The sequence below is a fragment of the Mycobacterium sp. DL440 genome (genome assembly GCF_011745145.1).
Classification (GTDB): Bacteria; Actinomycetota; Actinomycetes; order Mycobacteriales; family Mycobacteriaceae; genus Mycobacterium.
This window is the reverse complement of the sequence record NZ_CP050191.1, coordinates 5,945,568-5,964,486: the sequence shown is the minus strand read 5'-3', so window position 1 is coordinate 5,964,486 and position 18,919 is coordinate 5,945,568. Positions and strand designations below refer to the sequence as shown.

The window sequence follows — 18,919 nt, the reverse complement described above, 5'->3', positions numbered from 1 at the left end:
ACACCCGTGCGCATTAGCTACAGCGCTAGATTCTGGTCGGACCGCGACGGTGTGGTGCACGCCGGCGCCGGTTAGTTAGACCCTACTCGGCATTACGACAAACGGAACCGGCCGGTTCATCCCGCGCTGTCTTCCTCGGCCGGATCTGGGCGCTGTTCACGGTCTCCGAGCTGGCCCAACTGCCCGAACAATCCGGGTCGGCGCTGAGGCAGATGCCCGTGCACACCTTCGGCGTACGCGGACTCGGCGTGCTGGGTGAAGTCGACGCCGGTGGTCTCGTCCTCGGGGCTGAGCCGGAATCCCATGAACCGGTCGATGGCCTTGGCGAGCAGGTAAGACATGGCGAAGGCGTAGGCGGCCACGACGACCGCGGCGAGCAGCTGCTTGCCGAGCTGGGTCAGCCCGCCGCCGTAGAAGAGACCCTGCGGGCCCTGGGTCATCACCTCGGTGGCCAGGAATCCGATCAGCAACACACCGACGACACCGCCGACGAAGTGCACACCCACCACGTCGAGCGAGTCGTCATAACCGAACCGGAACTTCAGGCCGATCGCAAAAGAACACACCACGCCGGCAGCCAGGCCCACCACAACCGCGCCGAGGGTGTTGACGGTGCCGCAGGACGGGGTGATCGCCACCAGACCGGCCACCACACCGGAGGCGGCACCGAAGGTGGTGGGCTTGCCGTCGCGGACCTGCTCGACCGTCAGCCAGCCGAGCATGCCGAGGCAGCCGGCCACCAGGGTGTTGAGGAAGATCGCGGCGGCGGTGCCGTTGGCGGCCAGCGCCGAGCCGGCGTTGAAGCCGAACCAGCCGAACCACAGCAAGCCGACACCGAGCAGCACGAACGGCAGGTTGTGCGGGCGCATCGCGTCCTGTTTGAAGCCGATGCGGGGGCCGAGCACCAGGGCCAGCGCCAGGGCCGAGGACCCGGACACGATTTCGACGACCAGGCCGCCGGCGTAGTCGAGGACGCCGAGGCCGGCCAGCCAACCGCCCGGACCCCAGACCCAGTGCGCGACGACGGCGTACACCGCGACGGCCCAGAGCGGGACGAACAGCATCCAGGCAGCGAACTTCGCCCGGTCCGCGATGGCCCCGCTGACCAGGGCGGCAGTGATGATGGCGAAGGCCAGCTGGAACGTGGCGAACAGCAGTTCGGGTACCGCGCCGTGGGCGGTGCTGGGCGTGATGCCGAGCATGCCGAAGTGCTGCAGGCCGCCGATCAGGCCGCCGCCGGCGTCGTCGGAGAACGCCAGGGTGTAGCCGACCAGCAGCCAGGCCACCGTGACCAGCGGGATCGAGATGAAGCTCATCATGATCATGTTGAGCACGCCGGTGGTGCGGACCATGCCGCCGTAGAAGATGGCGAGGCCGGGGGTCATCAACAGGACCAGCGCGGTGCTGGCCAGCAGCCAGGCAGTGGCGGCCGGATCGATCTCGTGCACGTCGGGCTCCTTCGGTTCCGACGAGAATCTCCGGCGCGCGTTTCAGGGGCGCGGCGAGCGTGTTTCCGACGTGTTTCGTGTTGCGGTGTGGTTACTGAAAGTTCACCGCTTTTGTGCGGGTCGGCGCCCCCTACAGCGCCCGTTTCCACACCAGGGCTGTTGATAGGCAATTTCCACAGCCCACAGGTAGAAAACGGCGCCGGCCCCATCGCGAGCTCGCCTGCCGTTTCGCGCCCACTGGCCACCCGGCCCGGTCTAGGACTTGATGAAGTTCAAATGTGAGCGTGACGGCGTCGGCCCACGCTGCCCCTGGTATTTCGAGCCGACCTTGTCACTGCCATATGGGTGCTCGGCCGGGCTGGTCAGCCGCAGCAGGCACAGCTGGCCGATCTTCATGCCGGGCCACAACGTGATGGGAAGGTTGGCGACGTTCGACAGCTCCAAAGTGATGTGGCCGGAGAAGCCCGGGTCGATGAACCCCGCCGTCGAGTGCGTCAACAATCCGAGACGGCCCAGTGAAGACTTGCCTTCCAGCCGCCCGGCCAGGTCATCGGGCAGCGTGCACACCTCCAGCGTGGAGCCGAGCACGAACTCGCCGGGGTGCAGAACGAACGGCTCCCCCTCGGTGGGTTCGACCAGCGTCGTCAGCTCGTCCTGCTGCTTGGCCGGGTCGATATGTGTGTACCGGGTGTTGTTGAACACCCGGAACAGGCTGTCCAGGCGGACATCGACGCTCGACGGCTGCACCAGGGCATCGTCGAACGGCTCGATGGCCAGGCGTTTCGCGGCGATCTCGGCCCGGATGTCCCTATCGGAGAGCAGCACCCGACGAGCGTATCGGTTACCGACGGACCACCCCTGTCGACGGCGGCACAACGTTGTCCGCGTGGGGCGTCTCCAAGGATTTCTCCGCAGCACGCCCGGCCAGTGGCACTACCTTGCGCACGACGGTGTGGACGTGTGGCTCGGCCGGTGCAGAGTGTTGGGCCGGGGCCGGGGTTGACGCCTGCTGCGGGGGGCTGCCGTCGTTCCCGTGCACGGTGAGCGCGAGGAAAACTGAACCTGCCACGATCAGCACCGCCGTCATCACAATCGTCGTCAGGGTGCGCATCACCGGGTCGTGCTTGGGAGCCGACGTGGCCTCGTCCCGAACGTCGGCGCTGGAGAGCAGCGCACCCCGGGCCAGCACCAGGGCGGCGTCGTCGCCGAGCACAACCGGCCGCGACATCACTGAATTCACTTCCTCGACAAGGCTTTCCGCGTCGGGTGCCGACCCCGCGATGGCGACTTCGGCGATCGGCTCAGGGAAGCTCTCGCAGACGCCGCGCAGGGCCAGCACTGCGGTGGCCTCGTCAGCTCCGTCGAGACGGCGACTACGCAACCGGCGCGTACCGTCGTCGCCCTCGGCGCCGATCACGGCCAGCATGGTCTCCTCGGGTTCCACCACGCACAGCGCGATGGAGTCGGAGTCAGCGACCTGGACGGTGTATTCGGTGGCGGCTTCGAGCGCGTCGATCGTGGAGACCACTGTCACCGTGGCGATGCCCTGCTCCGCGAGGACGTCGAGCACCAGCTTGGCGTGGGCGTCCACCGCGTCGGTCCAGGTCAATGCGACGCGGGTGACGGTGTATCCGTTCGCGGGCGCATCGGCGCAGGTGTCGAGCACGGCGTTGACGACGTACTCGTGAAAGCCGGGGTGCTCGGCGCCGATGCGGGTGTCCGCGTCGACCGAGTCGTGGTCGATCACCGCGCCGTCGCCGTGAGTGCCCTCGACCAGGAGAAGCCGGGCGTCACGCGAGGTCATGGCAATACCGATAACAACATCCATGGGTAAGAACCCCTCGATTGGTTCGGCCCGTCGTGCGGGCCTGTTCGCTCCATTCAGCGCCGGATGGAGCCCACGACTACCGACGGTAGAGAGGGCCCCTGAGAACGACAGGCCGAGGTTTTACGTGACTCTCAGGGTCGGGCGTGAACAGCAATCATGTTCTGGAGTCAGATGTTTCGCCACACCGCCCGAGGTTCCGGGTCCGCGCTGGGCAGCCCGCGTCGGCCGCGTCGGCGACCTTCGCCAGTCGCCGGCCATCATCGCTGCGATAAACCGGCGTCAATTTCTTAGACTCACCGAGACGATGCCCGCCCGCCTTACCCACAACCCGGGCCGGGTTGCTATCCTTCGTCAGCATCATGCCGATGTAGTTCAATGGCAGAACATCAGCTTCCCAAGCTGAATACGCGGGTTCGATTCCCGTCATCGGCTCCAAGCATTCAGGTCAGCGACGTATCGCGCTTTGCCGGCAAACTTGAATCGGCGAAATCCCGTACTTTCCCCGTAAATTCGGTCAGCCAGCCTTGCCGACAGATGGCCCAAACGGGGTAGCGTTGTTGCTTGTCGGGGGCCATCATCGGCCGGAGGTGTCGACCATGTTTGACGCGACCCGCTCACTCGTCGTTGCTGCCACAGCAACATTGATGCTGGGCTTCAGCACTCCCTTCGCCAATGCCGACCCGCCAGCACCCGGCTCAGCCTGCGGCCCCGACAAGGTGATCACGTCCGTCAACACCTGCGAGCCGCTCAACTCGTCGTGCACGGGGTATGACGGCATGGTGATTGGCCGGGTGGCCGCTGACGGCCGGTGCGTGATTCCGGGGCTCGACGGCACTCGGTGGTAGTTCGACAGCTGCTCAATGAGCTCGGGGTCACGTCAGGGTCAGAACGCCGCGCTCGCACCGGCACATCCGCCCATTCATTGAGAACCCTCATTGACAATTGCCGTCGCCGTGGATGACAGTGCTAGGCGTCCGCGGAACGAGAGGCACGTAATTGAGCACGAATCACCCCGACGGCCAGCTCAGCGAGCTCGGCTATTACGCCGTCACCAGGCACCCCGCGGATGTCCGAGTGGTCCTGCCTGAGGCCCGCACGGCCGAGGAGCTCGGCCTGGGCTCGTGCCACATCGGCGAGCGCTTCACCGTGAAGGATGCGGCCGTTCTCTCCGGCGCGCTGGCGGGCTGCAGCACCAGCCTGGGTATCGCCCCGTCGACCAACCACCACACGCGCCACCCCACCGTCACCGCGACGGTCGGATCGACGATGCATGCGCTCACCGAGGGCCGCTTCGCGATGGCGTTCGGTCGTGGGATGGCGGGGTACTGGCCGGCGATCGGCCTCCCGGTGGTGACCGAGGCCCGGCTGCGCGATTTCTTCGGCATCCTGCGTCGGCTCTGGGCCGGCGAGATGATCCTGGACCACGACGGACCGGCCGGGAAGTGGCCGATGCTGCGCCACGTGAGCGGCCTGCCCGAAGGACCACCTATCGGCATGGTGGCCGTCGGCCCGAAGTCTATGGAACTCGCCGGCGAAATCTGTGATTTCGTTGTGCTGCATACCTTTTTCTCTGATGAGGCGACGGAGAAGTCGGTCGCGGCGGTACGGCGGGGCGCTGAACGCGCGGGTAGGGATCCGGACAGCGTCCGGATCTGGGCATGTCTGGCGACGGTTCCCGACGCGTTGTCGCCGGAGGACCAGATGCGCCGCGGGGTCGGCCGGTTGGCGACCTATCTGCAGGCCTACCCCGACGTGCTGGTTACGGCCAACGGCTGGGATCGCGCGGTGTGGGATCGGATCAGGCAGAGCGACCTGTTCACCGACGCGGCCACCGCAGGGCCGATCGATGCCAGCGCCTCCTTCGAGACGCTGGAGCGCATCGCCGAGCTGATCCCCGCCGAATGGTTGGACTCGGTGGCCAAGGGATCACCGCAGGACTGCGCGAAAACCATTGCCCGGCAGTATGACCTGGGCGCCCACTCCGTGATCATGCACGGTGCGAGTCCGCACGAGCTCGCTCCCGTCGTGCAGGCATACCGGGGCAACCGGCCGACGCTGCGCCGGGCTGTCGCGGCGAACCCTGGGCGGTTCGCCTGAACATCCGCGAATCCCCGCAGGCCGCCCGCGCACGGGAGCAGTGGGTGGCCGCGATCCCGTCTGCAGTCATTACGTCGGCCGCGGGCACCCGGCTGAACAAGCGCGGCCTGGAGACCCGTGCGCGCCTGCTCGACGTCGCCATCCGCTGCCTGGCAGACAGCGGTGGCGAGCCGGTGTCGGCCAATCGCATCGCCAAAGACGCGGGCGTCACCTGGGGTACGGTGCAGCACCAGTTCGGCGACCTGGACGGGCTGTGGGTGGCAGTGATCACCGAGATCCATTCCCGCAGTTGGGTATCCAATACCGAAGACTGGCCGTCGCGTAGCGGCACTCTGAAGGAGCGGGTGGCCGCGGTCATCGACTCCGCCTGGATCTACCAGGACACCACTGAGGGTCGGGCCCTCACGGCGCTGCGCACCTCACTGCCACCCCGCCGTTCCGATATCACCGCCGAGTATCCGCGTACGGCAGAGGCTTTCGCGGCGCGCGAACTCGACTGGACTCAAGGATTCGACTATCTGATGGACGGACTCGACCTCGACCCGGACCAGCTCTACCGGGTGCGGTGTCTGCTGCCCGCCGCGATCCGGGGCCTGAGCAACGAACGTCAGATCGGCTTCACCTCGGATCTCGAGATCGCCCGCGCGACGCTGGCCGATGCGGTGGTGGCCTTGTTGTCCCGGCCGCCGGCGGGTGGGCCGGTCGGGGCCTGAACCACACCGGTTTCCGCTCCCGGGCTGCTGACCGGCCGTCGTCACGACCTTGCGGCAGAAAGGGACGACGCCGCGGCCCGCCGACCCCGCCTCCGCGTGAGCGGATAACAGCACAGCCCGATCAACAGCGCCGCAACATGGCCAATCGCGGTGAAGTTGATGTTGGCGACCAGCGCGGCACCGAAGTAGAGAAACAGCGCTGCCAGATATACCCAGCGCCACGGCCGCACAATGCGGTAGGCCAGTACGGCGCCGACCCCGAGCAGGAAGTAACTCACCCCCACGTCACGGACGTGGACGAGCCGTTCGGGTGCGACGTGATCGTGGATCGCCAGGTACAGCAGGCCTTCGCTGATGTAGGTGGCCAGTACATGGGCGATCAAACCGACAGTCAGCCAACGGATTTGACCGAGCCAACGCTCGGCCGGCGCAAGAATGAGACTGAACAACACCAGGTACGGCGTCCAGAACCGGCCATCGATCCAGAACAGGCTGGTGACCAGCACGTAGAGCGGGTCCGTCCCCAGGTGGTGGATGTTGGTCGACCTCTCGACCAACAGGGCATGCAGTTCCCGCCCGTGCATCTGGTGCTGAATGATCGTGGTGACCAGCAGCGCCGCCAGCCAGGCATAGGTCAGCGGGGCGCTGCGCACATATCTCCGCACCGCCGCCGGCCATGACCTCGGGTGCACAGCATTCAGTATGTGCTCGACGGCTGAGCGTCCGCCGAGATTGCGCCATTCGGTGCGAATGAATTCGAAATCAGTTGCGTGTCAATCCAAACCTCGTCGCCTCCGCGCAGCACAGCAGACTTACAGGCACCGCAACCCTCCGCATGGGATACTCGCTGGATGGGCAGCGCGCAGCAGCACGAGATGACCCGAACTCCGGTCGACGAACTGTCGGCATTCGAAGTCGCAACCCGAGATCTGGTGGGCGTGGCGCTGCGCAGCGTCGACCAACTGGAGATCTCATTGCCACAGTTCCGGCTGCTGCTCGTGCTGCAGGAGCGCGGGAAGTCGGCGTCGACGGAATGCGCCCAGGCCCTCGGGGTGGTCGGGTCGACGGTGACCCGACTGGCCGACCGGTTGGACGCCTCCGGCCATCTGACGCGTGGCTCCGACCCGAGTAACCGCAGTGTCGTCACCCTCGCGCTGACCGACCGCGGGCGCAAACTGGTGCGCCAGGTGAACACACGGCGCCGCCGGGAATTGAGCAAGGTGCTCGACCGGCTCGACCCGGCCGAGCGGGCGGCATGTGCGACGGTATTGCGCAGCTTCCATGACCTACTCACCGACGATGGCGCCGACGATCTGAACCGTCCAATCCCGTTGTAGGGAGATCACCCACGTCAGGCGATGCACACAGTCGGCATTCGCCCGGTGCTGGGCCAGAGTGCTGTCTGCAGACGCTGTGGCGAGCGTGCAGCCTGTTGCGGTAAAGGTAAAACTGCGGATCCGGCGCCAAAGCCTGAACGTTCGTCACAGCGTCCCGCGCGACTAGTTTGATCAGAGAGACCTGACGATAGGAGCAGCCGTGGACTCCGACACCATCTGGCGCAATGTCGATGAACAGCGCGGACAGCTCGCTGATCTCCTCGACACCCTCGAACCCCAACAGTGGGCCACGCCGTCACTGTGCGCGGGCTGGACGGTGCGCGAGGTCGCCATTCACATCACGCAGTCCCACGCGAGCATCGGCGAGATGTTGCCGGCGGCACTCAAGTCGGGCTTCCGGTTCGACGCGATGGTCCGCCGGGCGGCGCTGGAGGACCCGTCCGACCCTGCTGCTGTCACGGCGCGGTTGCGCGCCATGGCGGGATCGCGCAAACGCCCGCCGATGACGAAGGAGGTCGATCCGTTGCTGGATATCCTGATTCACACGCAGGACATCTGCATCCCACTCGGCATCGACCGGCCGATGCCTCCAGACGCCGCCGTCGCCGTCGCAGACCGCTTGTGGCACATGAAATTTCCATTCGCACCGCAACGAGACCTGCCGGGCTACCGGTTCGTCGCCACCGATGCCGACTACGCAGTCGGCCCGGAGTGGGGTGGGCGGCGCGAGGCGCCGATCCGCGACATCGTGCTGATGCTCTCGCGTAGACGCGACGTGCCCGACGCGGAACCCGAATCCGATTAACTCATTTCAGACTGCCGATCCTGGTATGCAGCATGTCCGCAAGTAGCTCTGTCTGCCGTTCGCCGTAACCGATCTCACCGCATCTATCCGGCCAGTCGTGGGCCGCGTCAACGAGTTGGTCGATCATTCTCGTCGTCGCACGCTGCCTGATGCCTAGGCGTTCGCCGGCATCGATGAAGTCAGTCCGAGAGAGCCGGTTCGCGCGGCCGAATAAATTGAGTGCCATAGGGTCTCGCCAGCCGGCGTAGGGCTGAGTGCAGAGCAGGTCGTAGGCGGGGGTTGGTTGCCATATTCCGTCAAGATCGTAGATCGACAAGTTCTTGCCGTGCAGATCGCCATTTCCCACCAGCCAGGAAAAGACAACAGTTTTGAGTAGCTCAGCGGTCGCAGCTACCTTGGAGCCGCCGCCTCGTCCGCATGCCTCGGCGAGACTCATGATGGCCGCCTCGGTGGTAATGCGGTACTTCGACGCGGGGTAGATGCCGGCCACCTGACAGGCGTCCTCCTGCGCAATGCGCGTCGCACCCACGCGGTCGAATCTGGTGACCAGCAGTGCACTGCGGCCGGCGGCGTCGCGCAGCAGTGCGGTCGGGGCGACGCGCAATCCGCATGCCCCGGCCATCGTCATGAAAAAGTGCTCGTTCTCGACGAGCAACGGGTACTCCGCCGGATTCAGCTTGAGTATCGCTGGCCCCGAACGGGTTTGCGCGGGAGCCGAGATCATGTCGGCACTGACCTTCGGCTGAACTCCCGCCAAACCCACGGGATCGGCAGACACCGAACCGGTCAGCTTGTCGAAGACCAAACGGAAGTCCGTGTCGCGCTCGGGGTCGAACATCGCTGCCGGCCGAGCCGGATCAACCCCGGCCGGGAACACTCGGACATCACCTATGGTGTCTGCTCCGATCGCCAGCAGCAATGTCAGGTGATCGTCAGCGGAAGTCTTCGTCGATGTCGTCACGACACCCAGTCGCACCCCTTCCGGCAGCAGCCCTGCGAAGAACGCAGGAACAGCACCACCTGTGGTGATGACGGGGTAATCGCGCGAACGTAAAAGTGACCACGAGACCGACCGCTCCCGGATCCTGCGGCTGCCAACGGTCCCGTCAGCGACGTAGTCGAAACTGATCTGGTCACCGCCCTGCCGAACAAGATGCGCGACGCGCTCATCGCCGAGGTAAACATCGGCCTCGACAACCGCGCGTAGGTCGGGACTTCCCGGAACCGTCATTCGGCTGCCTCACTGACTTCGATGCGCAGACCCAACACGTCCGCGATCTCGAGTAGCGAACCGAACTTGATCGAACCGCTCCCCCGCTCGATCGACTGAACGCTGGAGCGGGACACACCGGCCAAGTCGGCGACGGCTTGTTGAGTGAGCCGCAGCGCAAGGCGGCGCTCGGCGAAGAGTCGCCCTATGCGTGCAATTTCAGGCATAGTGCTGTCGATCGAAGGTTTTGTGCGTCGGGGGACTGCCATGCCACTCCTATGCCTGAAAATTCACGCATAACCATGCTGACACCGCGATGGAAGAACAGTCAACCCGTTATGCCTGAAATTCGATGCTTAACCAGCCGCAGCATCCGCGGACGCGTCGTCATCGAAGAACCGCCGGATCGCGAGGAACCCGCCGCGTCGGTACGCCTCGTAGGACCAGATCGCGGCGATGATCGGCAAGGGGCCGAACGCCACCCACCACCGCGCCGAGGGCGGTACAAGTTCGGCGATCACCTGGGCGCTGGGTTGATCGTCGACGACAGCCGGCAGCCATTCGTGCAACAGAATGGTCAGCATCCGCGTCGCTTCGAACGGGCCGGCCACCGTGGACAGCACCCAGCTCAGGCACGCGATGATCAGCGCCCACGGCCAGGCCAGCAGCAGCGACTGGTCGTCGACGATGTCGGCAGCCGAGCGGATCGATTCGGCGATGAACAAGAAACCCAACGCCACCAACAACACCCCGATCTGCGCCGCCAGCAGATCGTCGAGCACCGAGTTCGCCAGCTCGTCACCGCTGCGCGTCGGCAGACCGAACGCCAAGGAGAGCAGGCCGGCCAGCAGGGCCAGCAGCATCAGCGCCGAGGTGGAGTCGTCGATGCGCATGAAGGAGTCGGTCAGGGTGCGCATGACCAGGCGCGACGAGGACGACGGTCGGGTCCGGTACAGGATCATCACCACCAGCCCGGAGATGACGATCGAGATCAGCCAGGCCACCACAGCCGCGCAGATGATCACCAGCGCGAGTGATCCGATGACCGGGACGAGTTGCTCGTTCGCGGTTTCCCCGTTGCGGACCACCAGCAGCGGCACGAGGCCGATGGCCACCACACCCAGGGCGCGCACCAGGATCGGCAAGGTGAAGCCGGCGATGTCGCCAGGATCGAGGTCGGGATCGGTGCGGCGGATCGCGCCGATCTCGGCGCTCATCACCGATCGCGCCCGGCGGAACGACATTCTGCGCGCCACGACGCGAATCTAAACGGCGCAATGCTCCCTGGGCATGGGACACGCCACGCTCAGCGCAGGTAGAGCTCGCCGCCACTCGGGTAGCCGCCACCCTTGGTGGTCAGGTGGACGTGGTCGTAGTGGCCGTAGCCGCCGGCTTTCGCGCCGCCGTCCGGCGTGTAATAGGTGCCGCGCCAGATGGCGTCCTGCAGAGAAAACCGATCGGCGTTCTTCAGCGCGTAGGCCACGATCCGGTTGCCGAGCGCGATGCCTTCAGAACTGCTCGGGCTGGGGATCATCACGTCCAGGGCCAGGCCGTTGGGGTGCCAGCGCAGCGCGTCCGGGCGGACGCCGCCGATCTCATGGATCTGGGGGAAGTCTGCGTGGACGCTGCGGGCGGCCAGGATGGTCTTGACTTGCAGACCCCGCTCCGATGCGATGCCGACGGGCAGCAGCTGCGGGATGTTGATGACGCGCCAGCGGGAGGCAGTGGCCGGCTGAGCCTGCGCAGTCCCCATGGCGAGGGCCTGAACGGACGGAGCCGACGCGGACACGGCCGGCGCGGCCACGATCTCCATGCAGCACGGCGCGGCTTCGGCCGCGACGGACTGGGCGGCTTCCTTGACGGGATAGGGGTGGGCATCGCCGCCGGCGGCGAAGAACGCAGCCACCGGCGCGACGATCGCAGCCGCTACCGCCGGTAGTTTGCGCTGGCGGGGGCTGGCTAATCCATGTCGGCCCACACGGGCACCATACGGGCACTTCTGTGACAACGCAGCAACCGCTCCCCCGATCTACGAGTTTCCTCAGAAACGCGTCAAACATCCCATCGGCGTGTTTCCGCAGGTCATTGGTCACAAATTGATCACAAAAATAAGAAATGCCTAAGGCTGCATCCGCCCCGGAAATGAGAACTTCACCGCAATTTAGATTCAAAAAAGCGGTTCTCCGCGCGCCCCGCCTCGATACTCTGCTGCCCAGATCGACGCAGCCGTAGATCGCACAGGAGGTCCGCTTGTGGCAATGAAGCCCTGGAACGACGACCGGCCCCAAACCCGACGCGTCGTACTGGGCGAGACAAAGGTCGCCACGGGCGGAATGTCCGTCCGGTTCGCGACCGAGCGGATCAACACCACGACCGATTGGTGTTGTTTCGACGACACCCGCCACCTTGTCTATGTGCACCGCGCAGGCCGTCTGCGCTCGATGGAAACCGACCTGGACTGGGGTCCGTCTGGCCGGGGCGTGCCGCGCGTGGGCGATATGTGGGTGGTGCCTGCCGGCGACAAGTGCGCGTCGCTGGTCGAAGGCGACACCGCGGAGTTCTGCGAGATCGCCATCCCGGGCCAACTGATCGGTGCGACGACGTTGATTCCGCGCATCAGACACCGCGACCCGCTGATCCACCAGATGGTGGAGCGCATCTACGCCGTCACCGATCGCGATGACACCCTGGCGCGGCTACTCACCGACTCGATCGGCGAAACCCTTCGACTGGCGATCACCAATACCTGCACGGTGAACCCGCCACCCCAGGTCGAGCGCAGGACCGACACCCTGGATGCGGCGACCCGGTCGAAGATCATCGAATTCCTCGAGGACAGTCTGGATGCGGGGATCACTCTCGAAACGCTTGCCCGGCAAGCGAACATGTCAGTGGCTGTATTCATCACGGCATTCCGCGCAGCGTTTCACACCACGCCGTATCAATACCTGCTGGATCGACGGATCGAGCGCGCCAAATCGCTGTTGCGGCACACAACACGCACCGTCACCGAAATCGGTGCGATGGTGGGGTTTTCGAGGCCGAGCCACTTCTCCACCGCCTTCAGGCGCCGGGTCGGGGTATCACCCCGCGCCTACCGCAACCGCCACTGAGCGCCAAGAAGTCCAGTTGGATGCCGGAGGCCCAGGAATGACCGCTGCGCACGCACCCTACCTGCTGATAGCATTGATATCAGGAGGTGCGAGCGTATGCCAGATGTACTCATCCGAGGCCTGTCAGAAGCGGCAATTGCCAACATCGATGCAGACGCCGCAGCCCACGGACTGTCACGCAACGAGTACCTACGTCGTAGATTCGAGGCTGAGCGCGCATCCTCAGCGGTACAAGGCCAACTCAGCATCGAAGACCTGCGCCGCGCAGCTGAAGCTGCCAAGGATCTCGACAATCCGGAAGTGATGGGGGATGCGTGGCGGTAACCACGTGGCTCATCGACAAGTCGGCGTATACCCGGTTGGCGGACTCTCCGGATGCACAGACGTGGGTGGACCGCATTGAACGCGGCATGGTGCGGATCAGCTGCGTGACCCGACTGGAAGTTGGCTACTCGTTCCGCACAGCCGCACAGGCGCGTACCGAATCCGTGTCACCACCGCTTGCCTTGATGCCGGTGGAATACTTCACGCCTGCAGTCGAAGATCGCGCGGTCGAGGTGCAGTTGCTCCTAGCCGACCGGGGTCAGCATCGCGCACCGTCGATCCCTGATCTTCTGGTTGCTGCCCTCGCCGAAGTATCGGGCCTCACCGTATTGGCGTTGGACAAAGACTTTGAGCTGATAGCGGAGATCACCGGTCAGCGAATCGAACGGCTCCGGCTCACCACCTGACAATCTCCGTCACCAGTGGCGGAGTGACTTGATATCGAAAATCCAACTGCTACAGCGATTTCGGCGGCACCGTCCGATGTCTCCAGAAGCACGGCACCGACTACGTGCAGAGCGCTTCGATCCGCTCGGTCTCGGCCTGCGCCTTCTGCAGCAAGGCCGCCTGGTCGGGCGCATCGTTGCCGATGCCGGCCAGCGCGTTCACCGCAACCGTCTGCAGAGTGCCGGCGAATTCCTTGACCACATCGTTGAGATCACTGGGTGCGGCCGGATCGATATTTTCCAGCAGATAGGTGCCCCCGCCGAGCATCGACAGTCGGGCATTCGCCGCGACGGCCTGCCCCGAGGCGGGGTTGTCGTCGGGCTGGGTATGCGTCTGAATGGCAACCCCCGACGTGACCTTCTTGACGTTGTCGCACGTACGTGTGCGGGCGGCGCTCACCTGCTCGGAGGTAGGCGACGGCGCGGCGCCCGTCGACACTTCGGGCTTGTCCCGCAGCGTCCAGAACGCGGACCCGGCCACAGCCAACGCAGCCACCGCCGCCACCAACGCGGCGATCGCCATCATGAAAGGGGTGCGGCTGGTCTCTGACATAGCCGCGATGTTAACAGAGTTGTCGGATGAATCTTGGTTGTTTGCAGAGCATTTCGGTAATGTCTGCACATTCGGCCAAACAAACTGACCCACAACGTAATCCACCCCCTCCGTTGGGGACCGGAAGGGGTGGATCATTGTCACCACTACTAGAAGGCTCGGCATTCCTCTACCGAAGCTGCGAGTGGCTGTGACGGGTTACGCTGGACCATCAGCGTTTTGACCGCACCCGTGGGGGCCGATGCGGTTCACAGGCCACCACCGGCGCCGCCTGCTCCACCCTCTCCACGGGTGGTGCCGCTGGGTGCGGTTCCGGGTTTTCCGCTGCCGCCGGGGCGGCTGCCGCCGAATCCCTTGCCGCCGGCGCCTCCGGTACCGCCGGAGCCGGGGGAGTGGACGCCGGAGGTGTTGGTGCCGCCTAAGCCGCCCCTGCCGCCTGCACCGCCGTTGATTCCGCCGGCCCCGCCATTGCCTCCCGTCCCGCCGTTGCCGGCGTTGCTGGTGGCGCTGCCGGTGCCGCCACCGCCGTTGCCGCCGGTACCTCCGGTGCCGCCGGTGCCCAGGACTCCGGTGCTGCTACCGCCATTCCCGCCGCTGCCGCCGTTGCCCTGGGTTTCTCCGAAAACGCTGCCGTTGCCGCCGGCACCGCCGGTACCACCCTGGCCGAACACCTTTCCACCGGTGCCACCCGCGCCGCCGCTGCCGCCGTCCTTGCCCGCACCTCCTTGACCGGTGCCGCCCTTCCCGCCGGCACCACCGTTGCCGACCATGGCGACCGCGTCACCGCCCTGACCACCGTCGCCGGCTTCCCCGCCGGTGGCCGCGCTGCCGTTCGTGCCGGCACCGCCGTCGCCGCCGCTGCCGAAAACTGCGCCACCGGTACCTCCGTCACCACCGTTGGGGTTGTTGGCGTTGCCGGCACCGCCGGTGCCACCGTTGCCGATGGCGCGCGCATCACCACCAGCGCCGCCACCGGTCCCACCGGTGCCTCCGTTGCCGGTGAGCAGCCCACCCAGACCGCCGGTGCCGCCGGTCCCACCGTCCGCACCAGCTGCCCCGCCGGTGCCGCCGTTCATGAACACGCCGGCGTTCCCACCGTTACCGCCGTTGCCGGTGCCGAACCCGGCACCTCCGGCGCCGCCGTTGCCGAAGATGCCGCCCTGACCGCCGTTACCCCCATTGAGATTGTCGACCGTGCCCGCACCGCCGGCGCCACCGTTACCGATCAGACCGACGCTGCCGCCGGTCCCACCGCCGAAGCCGTTGCCGCCCTGGCCGAACAGCATCCCGCCGCTACCACCGTTACAGCTGGATGCGCAGTCCCCGTCCACCGTGCCGTAGCTGTAGCCCTTCCCGATCAGGATCCCGGCGTTGGGATGCTCAGCCGTTCCGTTACCGACGAACATCCCGATCAGTCCGCCGCCGCCGGCGTCGAAGCCACCAAGATTCACCCCAGCCGGCGTGGCGGCCACACCGCCACCGACTGCCGCAACCGAAGGTGCGCCGCCGGCACCAAGAACACTCAACGCCTCGGTTTGCGCTCCCGGGGCGATCGCAGGGCTGCCGCCGCCACCGATCAACCCCCCCAACGCTTTTCCGGTCGCATTCAGGGCCGCTTCCGGCAGACCCTGCAGCCCTGCCGCAATACCCGCCGGGATGGTCGCCAACTCGCCGGGCGTGGGCCACCCGGTGGTCATCTGGGTGGCAAAGTCCTGCCACGCCGCCTCGACAGTGCCCCCGGCCATGATGTTCTGTCCGTCCGGGTCCGCAATCGCCTTGGCCAGTTGTTGTGGCAGGGTCTGCATAAGCAGACCCAAGAAACCACCGCCGGTGATGATCGAAGCGGCGGGCCCGGTCAGGCCCCCGACTCCACCCACCCCGTTGAGGACCGCGTTGCTCACCGCGACCGGCAGGTCAGCCAGGGCAGCGATGGTGCCCACCCAATTACCGCTGGTGGCCGCGTCGTAGCTGGCCTGAAGGTCGGCACCGATCGCACCCGTAATCGCGGGAAGCGTCCCCTGCACCACCACGGCCCCCGCAGCTGTAATGAATGCGCCCGTGAGGTAAATGGACGCGGCCGCGAGGCTGGCCGCGATGTGCTGCGGGATCGCCAGCGCTGACTGCATCGGCATCAGCACCTGAAAAAACGTGTTGAAGATCGCGCTGTTCACACCGCCCATGAACCCCTGGAGATCACCGGAGTCCAACGCATCGATCGCGGCCTGCATTTGTACCGGGAACGTAGTCCCGAAGTACCCCACCGCACCAGCGGAGGCGCTCTGAAACGCGCCGATCTCAATCGAGGCGTATTCGATCAGATTGGCCGCCGCCTGCCGCAGCAGAGGCGCCGGCAACGTCCACACTGCCTGCCCCACCGCGGTCACATTGTTCGCGGTGGTCATGGCGGTGTTCAACAACGTCTGCAACGGGAACGGCGCCGCCATCAACCCCACATCAGAAGTCAGCGCAGGAACCCGCAAGTCACCCACATTCGGAGCAACAGGACTGAGCGGACTCAAAGCCATCGCACCGGCACCAACAAACGCGGTGGTGGCGGTGAGACATGAACGAACGGATACTTCCACTTGGGCTTCCCTTCGAGGCACAGGTGACATTGGACAGTGGTGAAGTTTCTGAACCGGACGCCGGCGCTCACGCCGACGCGGCGAAATGTAGCCCGGCCTTCACGCTGATGCGAGCACTTTTCTGAAACACGTTTCAGTGTGGAAAATGCCCACTTACACATTCCATTTCACCGAATAGCCCAATCATGACAACGGCCGCCAGGGGGTTCGCGCTCAAACACCTCGTCAGAGGTATATTTGCCGCTCAGCCATCGCCGTTTGCCACCGTTTCAACATTTGCCGAACGTCAATATTTTGAATATTACGACCCGTCGTGACTTACGCCTCGAAACAGTCCTGGGCCGCGTCGGAACGAGAAGGCACCGCCACTTCAGCTAACTACTTTGCCGGGACAGATGTGGCGGCACGGCGGCTACCTCGAGCGGCACATATGGGCGTCCCGGTCCGGCGGTGCCTGATCCCGACGACGACCGCTCGCCCGTCTTCGCGGCTACGAAACCTGCGCACAAGTTCTCGACGCTCCAAACGGTGGACCTGAAATGTCACCCGGCTCGACAGAAGAACCAAAGCCTTTGCCGTACGGGCTTCTACGAAGCAGTCATCACCGCGGTGAATGTCATCCGGTCGCCCCGGTACAGGGAGCGCCGCTGTTCGATCGGAATCCCGTTCTGGTCGTAGGACACTCGATTGAGCAGAAACATCGGAGTGCGGCTGTCCACGGTGAGAAGCGCCGACTCCCGCGAGTCCGGCAGCGCGGTATCGATCGTGTCGACGGTCCGCGCGAAGTGAATCCCGCGGCTGCGGATCTCGGCGTAGAGCGAGTCGCGGTAGTCGAACGCCTCCCTGAGCCCCGGGTACCGCGCGGCCGGCAGCTTGGTGGTCTCCAGGCCGACCCGGATGCCGTCGGTGGTCAGGACGCGCTCAAGCTGAAGGATGGGTGCGCCCACGTCGATGGCCAGTTGGCCGGCCAGGACGTCGTCGGCGACGAGGTCACTCCAGCCGACCAGGATGCGCCCACCGGTACGGCCCTGCTCCTTGACCGCCTCGGTGTAGGAACCCATGGAAAGGGGCTGCAGGATCTTGGGCCGCGCGACGATGGTGGAGCGACCGCGGCGTTCAATCCGCCCGGCCAACAACAGCTCTCGCAGCGCTTGACGGACCGTCTCGCGGGCGACATCGAATCGTTCCGCGATCTCGCGCTCGGCCGGGAACGGGTCTCCGACCTCGAGGTCGTCGAGCAATCGCTCCAGTTGCGCACGGACAACCTGGTGCTTGAGAACCCGGGGTTCTACGCTGGCGACCACCCGCTCACCGTAGCAAGTTTTGGTATAGACCAAGACTTGCCGTGTTGTTAACCTCCTCGCCAACTTCGATGCACCCGCTGGTATAGACCAACACACAGGGTGTGGGGCAGGGCAGCGGCGCACCCCCGCTCGCGCTCTGCCCGTCAAACGCACCCGCCCCGAAAGGTCCCGCGCGCCATGAAGTTCCGTACCGCTCGCACCTCAGCCCAGATCGCAACCGTGGCCGCCGCCAGCGCCGCCCTCGTCCTGTCCGGCTGTTCGAGTTCTGACAACTCCGACGCCAAGACCGCCCAGGGCTTCCCCGAGACCCTCACCCTGGCCGCCATCCCGGCCGAGAACTCCACCGACCTCAAGGCCAGCTACCAGCCGCTGATCAAGCTGCTGGAGAAGGAGACCGGCGCCAAAGTCGAGTTCGTGCAGGCCTCCGACTATGCCGGGGTGGTCGAGGGCATCATCGCCGACAACGTCGACCTCGCCTTCTTCGGGCCGTTCGCCTACGTCGTCGCCGGAGTCAACGGCGCCAAGGTCACACCGGTCGGCGCAGTCATCCAGGAGCAGGGCGCCAAGCCCGGCTACCAGTCGTACGGCCTGGCCCGCGCGAACGAGGCGAACGTCAACGGCCTCAAGGACTTTGCCGGCAAGAAGGTCTGCTTCGTAGACCCGAGCTCGACCTCGGGATTTCTCTATCCCACCGCCGGATTGATCGAGGCCGGGGTGGTCAAATCCGGTTCTGAAGGCGACATCTCCGCGGCGATGTCACCGATCTACGCCGGCGGGCACGATTCCTCGGCCCTGGCGATCGCCAACGGTGACTGCGACGCCGGTTTCGCATTCGACACCATGGTCGACAAGACCATGATCGCCAAGGGCGACCTCAAACCCGGTCAGCTCAAGACGGTGTGGAAGTCGGAGATGATCGCCGGCTCGGTGTTCGCCGCCAACGACTCGCTGGGCGGCGAAGCCATCGGCAAGCTCAAGACCCTCTTCGCCGACAAGGTCAACGTGCCCAACCTTGAGGCCGAGGGCTTCTGCCAAGGTGACGCCTGCCGGACCACCGACGAGCGGGCCTGGGGATTCGTCCCGGTCGAGGACTCGGACTACAGCGGTGTGCGCCACGTCTGCGATGTCACCGGCTCCGAGAAGTGCAAGGGCTGAC

20 protein-coding genes and 1 tRNA gene are annotated in these 18,919 nt (G+C 65.6%); 10 read left to right on the top strand and 11 right to left on the bottom strand.

The features are described 5' to 3' along the window. Nucleotides 1–116: 116 nt before the first annotated feature. The 3 genes from HBE63_RS29035 to HBE63_RS29025 all read right to left on the bottom strand — a co-directional run bounded on the left by HBE63_RS29035 (nucleotide 117) and on the right by HBE63_RS29025 (nucleotide 3,252). Entirely contained in the window at nucleotides 117–1,448 is a 1,332-nt protein-coding gene (locus tag HBE63_RS29035) for an ammonium transporter (RefSeq protein WP_166908448.1), read from the bottom strand. Between the two features lie 255 nt (nucleotides 1,449–1,703). Further along, nucleotides 1,704–2,273 (bottom strand): dCTP deaminase, encoded by a 570-nt coding sequence (gene dcd, locus HBE63_RS29030; RefSeq protein WP_166908446.1) that lies wholly within the window; start codon nucleotides 2,271–2,273, stop codon nucleotides 1,704–1,706. A 16-nt stretch (nucleotides 2,274–2,289) separates the two neighbouring features. Continuing rightward, nucleotides 2,290–3,252 (bottom strand): hypothetical protein, encoded by a 963-nt coding sequence (locus HBE63_RS29025; RefSeq protein WP_166908444.1) that lies wholly within the window; start codon nucleotides 3,250–3,252, stop codon nucleotides 2,290–2,292. A 385-nt stretch (nucleotides 3,253–3,637) separates the two neighbouring features. On the opposite strand from HBE63_RS29025, the gene HBE63_RS29020 reads away from it, so the two are divergent. The 4 genes from HBE63_RS29020 to HBE63_RS29005 all read left to right on the top strand — a co-directional run bounded on the left by HBE63_RS29020 (nucleotide 3,638) and on the right by HBE63_RS29005 (nucleotide 6,086). Next, nucleotides 3,638–3,711: transfer RNA gene (locus HBE63_RS29020), tRNA-Gly, on the top strand. 161 nt (nucleotides 3,712–3,872) lie between these two features. Further along, nucleotides 3,873–4,121: a hypothetical protein gene (locus tag HBE63_RS29015; protein ID WP_166908442.1), complete on the top strand. Its 249-nt coding sequence runs from the start codon at nucleotides 3,873–3,875 to the stop codon at nucleotides 4,119–4,121. A 151-nt stretch (nucleotides 4,122–4,272) separates the two neighbouring features. Continuing rightward, nucleotides 4,273–5,373 (top strand): TIGR03857 family LLM class F420-dependent oxidoreductase, encoded by a 1,101-nt coding sequence (locus HBE63_RS29010; RefSeq protein WP_166908440.1) that lies wholly within the window; start codon nucleotides 4,273–4,275, stop codon nucleotides 5,371–5,373. A 44-nt stretch (nucleotides 5,374–5,417) separates the two neighbouring features. Next, nucleotides 5,418–6,086 (top strand): TetR/AcrR family transcriptional regulator, encoded by a 669-nt coding sequence (locus HBE63_RS29005; protein WP_243858361.1) that lies wholly within the window; start codon nucleotides 5,418–5,420, stop codon nucleotides 6,084–6,086. Between the two features lie 41 nt (nucleotides 6,087–6,127). Here HBE63_RS29005 and HBE63_RS29000 read toward each other — a convergent pair whose 3' ends face one another. Further along, nucleotides 6,128–6,778, bottom strand: coding sequence for a rhomboid-like protein (locus HBE63_RS29000; protein WP_166908438.1), 651 nt, complete (start codon nucleotides 6,776–6,778; stop codon nucleotides 6,128–6,130). 159 nt (nucleotides 6,779–6,937) lie between these two features. On the opposite strand from HBE63_RS29000, the gene HBE63_RS28995 reads away from it, so the two are divergent. Next, a complete protein-coding gene (locus HBE63_RS28995) occupies nucleotides 6,938–7,423 on the top strand; it encodes a MarR family winged helix-turn-helix transcriptional regulator (RefSeq protein WP_166908436.1) in 486 nt (161 codons plus the stop codon). A gap of 199 nt (nucleotides 7,424–7,622) precedes the next feature. Continuing rightward, complete coding sequence (locus tag HBE63_RS28990) at nucleotides 7,623–8,228, top strand: maleylpyruvate isomerase family mycothiol-dependent enzyme (protein WP_166908434.1); 606 nt, start codon at nucleotides 7,623–7,625, stop codon at nucleotides 8,226–8,228. Between the two features lies 1 nt (nucleotide 8,229). Here the strand turns inward: HBE63_RS28990 and HBE63_RS28985 are convergent, their stop codons facing one another. The 4 genes from HBE63_RS28985 to HBE63_RS28970 all read right to left on the bottom strand — a co-directional run bounded on the left by HBE63_RS28985 (nucleotide 8,230) and on the right by HBE63_RS28970 (nucleotide 11,416). Continuing rightward, nucleotides 8,230–9,459 (bottom strand): type II toxin-antitoxin system HipA family toxin, encoded by a 1,230-nt coding sequence (locus HBE63_RS28985; protein ID WP_166908432.1) that lies wholly within the window; start codon nucleotides 9,457–9,459, stop codon nucleotides 8,230–8,232. Next, nucleotides 9,456–9,665 (bottom strand): helix-turn-helix transcriptional regulator, encoded by a 210-nt coding sequence (locus tag HBE63_RS28980; RefSeq protein ID WP_166908430.1) that lies wholly within the window; start codon nucleotides 9,663–9,665, stop codon nucleotides 9,456–9,458. Before HBE63_RS28980 ends, HBE63_RS28985 begins: the two co-directional genes overlap by 4 nt. A gap of 129 nt (nucleotides 9,666–9,794) precedes the next feature. After that, the gene (locus HBE63_RS28975) at nucleotides 9,795–10,682 is read right to left on the bottom strand and encodes a hypothetical protein (RefSeq protein ID WP_166910360.1); all 888 of its coding nucleotides are present in this window, start codon (nucleotides 10,680–10,682) and stop codon (nucleotides 9,795–9,797) included. Nucleotides 10,683–10,744: 62 nt separating this feature from the next. Beyond that, on the bottom strand, nucleotides 10,745–11,416 hold the full coding sequence (locus tag HBE63_RS28970; RefSeq protein WP_166908428.1) for a hypothetical protein: 672 nt from the start codon (nucleotides 11,414–11,416) through the stop codon (nucleotides 10,745–10,747). Nucleotides 11,417–11,696: 280 nt separating this feature from the next. Between HBE63_RS28970 and HBE63_RS28965 the strand changes: the two genes are divergently transcribed. The 3 genes from HBE63_RS28965 (at nucleotide 11,697) to HBE63_RS28955 (ending at nucleotide 13,282) form a co-directional block, all read left to right on the top strand. After that, nucleotides 11,697–12,551: an AraC family transcriptional regulator gene (locus HBE63_RS28965; protein ID WP_166908426.1), complete on the top strand. Its 855-nt coding sequence runs from the start codon at nucleotides 11,697–11,699 to the stop codon at nucleotides 12,549–12,551. Nucleotides 12,552–12,647: 96 nt separating this feature from the next. After that, nucleotides 12,648–12,875, top strand: a complete 228-nt coding sequence (locus tag HBE63_RS28960) for a hypothetical protein (RefSeq protein WP_166908424.1) — start codon at nucleotides 12,648–12,650, stop codon at nucleotides 12,873–12,875. Next, nucleotides 12,866–13,282, top strand: coding sequence for a PIN domain nuclease (locus tag HBE63_RS28955; protein ID WP_166908422.1), 417 nt, complete (start codon nucleotides 12,866–12,868; stop codon nucleotides 13,280–13,282). The genes HBE63_RS28960 and HBE63_RS28955 overlap by 10 nt, the downstream gene beginning before the upstream one ends. 100 nt (nucleotides 13,283–13,382) lie before the next feature. Here HBE63_RS28955 and HBE63_RS28950 read toward each other — a convergent pair whose 3' ends face one another. The 3 genes from HBE63_RS28950 to HBE63_RS28940 form a co-directional block, all read right to left on the bottom strand. Continuing rightward, nucleotides 13,383–13,874, bottom strand: a complete 492-nt coding sequence (locus HBE63_RS28950) for a hypothetical protein (protein ID WP_166908420.1) — start codon at nucleotides 13,872–13,874, stop codon at nucleotides 13,383–13,385. 248 nt (nucleotides 13,875–14,122) lie between these two features. Continuing rightward, entirely contained in the window at nucleotides 14,123–16,318 is a 2,196-nt protein-coding gene (locus tag HBE63_RS31795; RefSeq protein ID WP_208301242.1) for a hypothetical protein, read from the bottom strand. A 728-nt stretch (nucleotides 16,319–17,046) separates the two neighbouring features. Beyond that, nucleotides 17,047–17,763 carry a GntR family transcriptional regulator gene (locus HBE63_RS28940; RefSeq protein ID WP_166908418.1) on the bottom strand — a complete coding sequence of 239 codons (717 nt, stop codon included), beginning with the start codon at nucleotides 17,761–17,763 and terminating at the stop codon, nucleotides 17,047–17,049. A gap of 177 nt (nucleotides 17,764–17,940) precedes the next feature. On the opposite strand from HBE63_RS28940, the gene HBE63_RS28935 reads away from it, so the two are divergent. Beyond that, nucleotides 17,941–18,918, top strand: a complete 978-nt coding sequence (locus tag HBE63_RS28935; protein ID WP_166908416.1) for a phosphate/phosphite/phosphonate ABC transporter substrate-binding protein — start codon at nucleotides 17,941–17,943, stop codon at nucleotides 18,916–18,918. The last annotated feature ends 1 nt before the right edge of the window (nucleotide 18,919 follow it).